At 66.3% G+C, this 2,912-nt stretch carries 4 protein-coding genes; all 4 read left to right on the plus strand.

Features of this window, described 5'->3' with window-relative positions:
- The coding region (locus ACK4SV_RS16535; protein ID WP_409918943.1) for a DNA polymerase IV at positions 1 to 845 on the plus strand (845 nt) is incomplete at its 5' end.
- A gap of 55 nt (positions 846 to 900) precedes the next feature.
- Positions 901 to 1,362, plus strand: a complete 462-nt coding sequence (locus ACK4SV_RS16540) for a RidA family protein (protein ID WP_409918944.1) — start codon at positions 901 to 903, stop codon at positions 1,360 to 1,362.
- A gap of 15 nt (positions 1,363 to 1,377) precedes the next feature.
- Positions 1,378 to 2,112: a glycerophosphodiester phosphodiesterase family protein gene (locus ACK4SV_RS16545; RefSeq protein ID WP_409918945.1), complete on the plus strand. Its 735-nt coding sequence runs from the start codon at positions 1,378 to 1,380 to the stop codon at positions 2,110 to 2,112.
- Positions 2,113 to 2,122: 10 nt separating this feature from the next.
- Positions 2,123 to 2,912 (plus strand): peptidogalycan biosysnthesis protein (locus ACK4SV_RS16550; protein WP_409918946.1); only part of this gene is annotated, 790 nt, incomplete at its 3' end.

Consider the following 2,912-nt stretch of genomic DNA (forward strand, 5'->3'; position numbering starts at 1 on the left):
CCGAGCGCCTGCATGGGGAGCCGCCGGCCGCCAGCCTGTCGCGCCTGGCGGCCAACGTGGAGCGCGAAGTCGGCGTGACCGTCTCGATCGGCCTGTCCGCCAACAAATTCCTCGCCAAGACGGCCAGCGAACTCGACAAGCCCCGCGGCTTCGCGATCATCGCGCCGTCCGAGGCCGAGGCGTTTCTGGCCCCGCGCGAGGTGGCTTTCCTGCACGGCGTCGGGCCACGCTTTGCGGAATCGCTGATCCGGGACGGTTTCCACACCATCAGCAATCTGCAGGCGGCCGAACTGAAAGACCTTATCCGCCGCTATGGCGAGACGGGCGACTGGCTTAAACGCTGCGCTCATGGGCGGGACAACCGGCCGGTGAGCCCTTTCAGCGTGCGCAAATCGATCTCCAGCGAGACGACCTTCTTCGAGGACATCGCCGAGCTTGGCCCGCTGGAAGACCAGCTCTGGCGGCTCAGCGTCAAGACCGCCGACCGGGCGAAGGCCGAGGGAAGTTCGGGGCGGGTCGTGACACTGAAGCTCAAGACCAGCGCGTTCCAGCCGCTGACCCGGCGCATCTCACTGCCCCAGCCGACGCAGCTGGCGCAGGAAATCTTCCGCGCCGCGCGGCCTCTGCTCGCAAAGGAAGTGACCGGACGGGTGAAATACCGGCTGATCGGGGTCGGCCTGTCGGACCTGTCAGACTATCAGGCCGATGCCGCTGACCTCGTGGATCCGAAGATCGCCAAACGCGCCGCCGCTGAGCGCGCCTCGGACAAGGCGCGGGCGAAGTTCGGCGCGGGGGCCGTCGTCACAGGACGCGCGGCGAAGACCGGCCGCAAGACCGAGGGCTGACACCCGCGCCGCCGCAAGCTAGGAGAGCGCAAACCAGATGATCAGGAGCGCCCCCATGTCCACGCCCGAAGCCCGCCTTGATGCCCTCGGCATCGCCCTGCCCGCGCCCATGAAGCCGGTCGCGACGTATGTACCCTATGTGATCACCGGCAATCTGCTTTACGTGTCGGGTCAGGTCTCGGCGACGGCGGATGGGCGCATACTCGGGCGCCTGGGCGAGAATATGGAGCTTTCCGCCGGCCAGCACGCCGCGCGCATCTGCGGCATCAATCTGATTGCCCAGTGCAAGGCCGCGGTTGGAGATCTCAGCCGGATCAAGCGCGTCGTGAAGCTGGGCGGGTTCGTCAATTCGGCGCCTGCCTTCATCGACATCCCGCAGGTGGTGAATGGCTGTTCGGACCTGATGGTCGAAGTGTTCGGGGCCGAGGTCGGCGCGCATGCGCGCTCCGCGGTCGCCTGCCCGACCCTGCCGCTCGGCGTCGCGGTCGAAGTCGACGGCGTGTTCGAGATCGCCTGAGCCGGAGAAACGTGGATGGCCCGCCCGTTCGACCTGAAGCGCTTCGCCTATGCCCATCGCGGCCTCTGGGCCGAGGACGGCGCACCGGAAAATTCGATGACGGCCTTCCGGGCCGCACGTGCCGCAGGGCTTGGCATCGAGCTGGACCTGCGCCCCTCGGCTGAGGGCGAGGTGATGATCTTCCACGACACAGTGCTCGGCCGGATGACCGGGCAGGACGGCGCGTTCGAAGATATGCCTGTGAACGCACTGGCAGATTTGCGCCTGGACGGGACGGGCGACAGGGTCCCGCGGTTTGAGGACCTGCTCGCCGAATGGCCAGCTGATCTCCCCATGCTCGCCGAGATGAAGATCGATGGCAGCACGGACCCGGTCGCCTTTGCGGCACGAGTGGCAGCCATGCTGAACGCGTGGAACGGCGCCGCCGCCGCGATGAGCTTTTCCGAGGCGGCCGTGCGTGCGCTTCCTGAAACCCTGATGCGGGGGCAGCTGATCGCGCCTGTCTTCCATGCGGGTGAGGACCGCTTTCGCGCCGTTGCCGCCCGTGCGCTCTCTGACGGCATTCCGTATCTGGCGGTTCACTACACCGATATGACCCTGGCGGCTGAGATCACCGAGGACCGCGGCACGGCCCTTGCCGTCTGGACGCTGCGTAGCGAAGCGGATCTTGCGGCCGTGCGACCCTTTTCCCCGGCCCTGATCTTTGAACATTTTGATCCGGCGCTGGCAGTCGGGGCCACGGCGCCCTAGTTTCACCGGCATGGATGCCGCCCTCCCTCAGATCAGTCTCGCAACTTCGCTCGCCGCCATCTCGCCGGAGGACTGGAACGCCGTCGCGAACCCCATCGGCCTGCCTTACGACCCGTTCCTGAGCTGGGAGTTCCTCGAGGCGATGGAGCGCTCCGGCGCGGCGACGCCGAGGACCGGCTGGCGCGGCAGCCATATCCTGGCGCATGACATGAGCGGGCGCCTGCGCGGGGCCATGCCGATGTGGTTCAAGAACCATTCGCGCGGAGAATTCGTGTTCGACCAGTCCTGGGCGGAAGCGTGGCAACGATCCGGCGGCAATTATTATCCGAAGCTTCTGTGCGCGGTTCCGTTCACGCCGGTCACCGGGCGGCGCCTGCTGGTTGCGCCGGGACCGGATAGGGAGCTTTACCGCGCCGCGCTGCTGGAAGGCGCGCTGGAGGTGAGCCGGCGCGCCGGCGTCTCGTCCCTCCACATCAACTTTATTGAGGCGGAGGCAGCGCCTGCGCTCGAACGCGCCGGGCTACTCATCCGCACCGACCAGCAATTTCACTGGAAGAATGACGGCTACGGATCATTCGGAGACTTTCTTGCCACCCTGTCCTCCGAGAAACGGAAAAACCTGCGCAAGGAACGCGCCAAGGCGCAGGAGGGCCTCACCTTCCGCCACATCACGGGTGACGCGATCACCGAGGATCATCTCGACATCTTCTTCGACTTCTACATGGACACCGGCGCCCGCAAATGGGGTGCGCCTTATCTGACCCGTCAATCCTTCTCCCTTCTCCGTGAACGGATGGCCA

It is taken from the genome of Hyphomonas sp. (genome assembly GCF_046313735.1).
In the GTDB taxonomy this organism is placed as follows: Bacteria; Pseudomonadota; Alphaproteobacteria; order Caulobacterales; family Hyphomonadaceae; genus Hyphomonas.

Coding starts and splice junctions, on each gene's coding strand:
- ACK4SV_RS16540 (WP_409918944.1), top strand. CDS start 901: ATGTCCACGCCCGAAGCCCGCCTTGATGCCCTCGGCATCGCCCTGCCC.
- ACK4SV_RS16545 (WP_409918945.1), top strand. CDS start 1,378: ATGGCCCGCCCGTTCGACCTGAAGCGCTTCGCCTATGCCCATCGCGGC.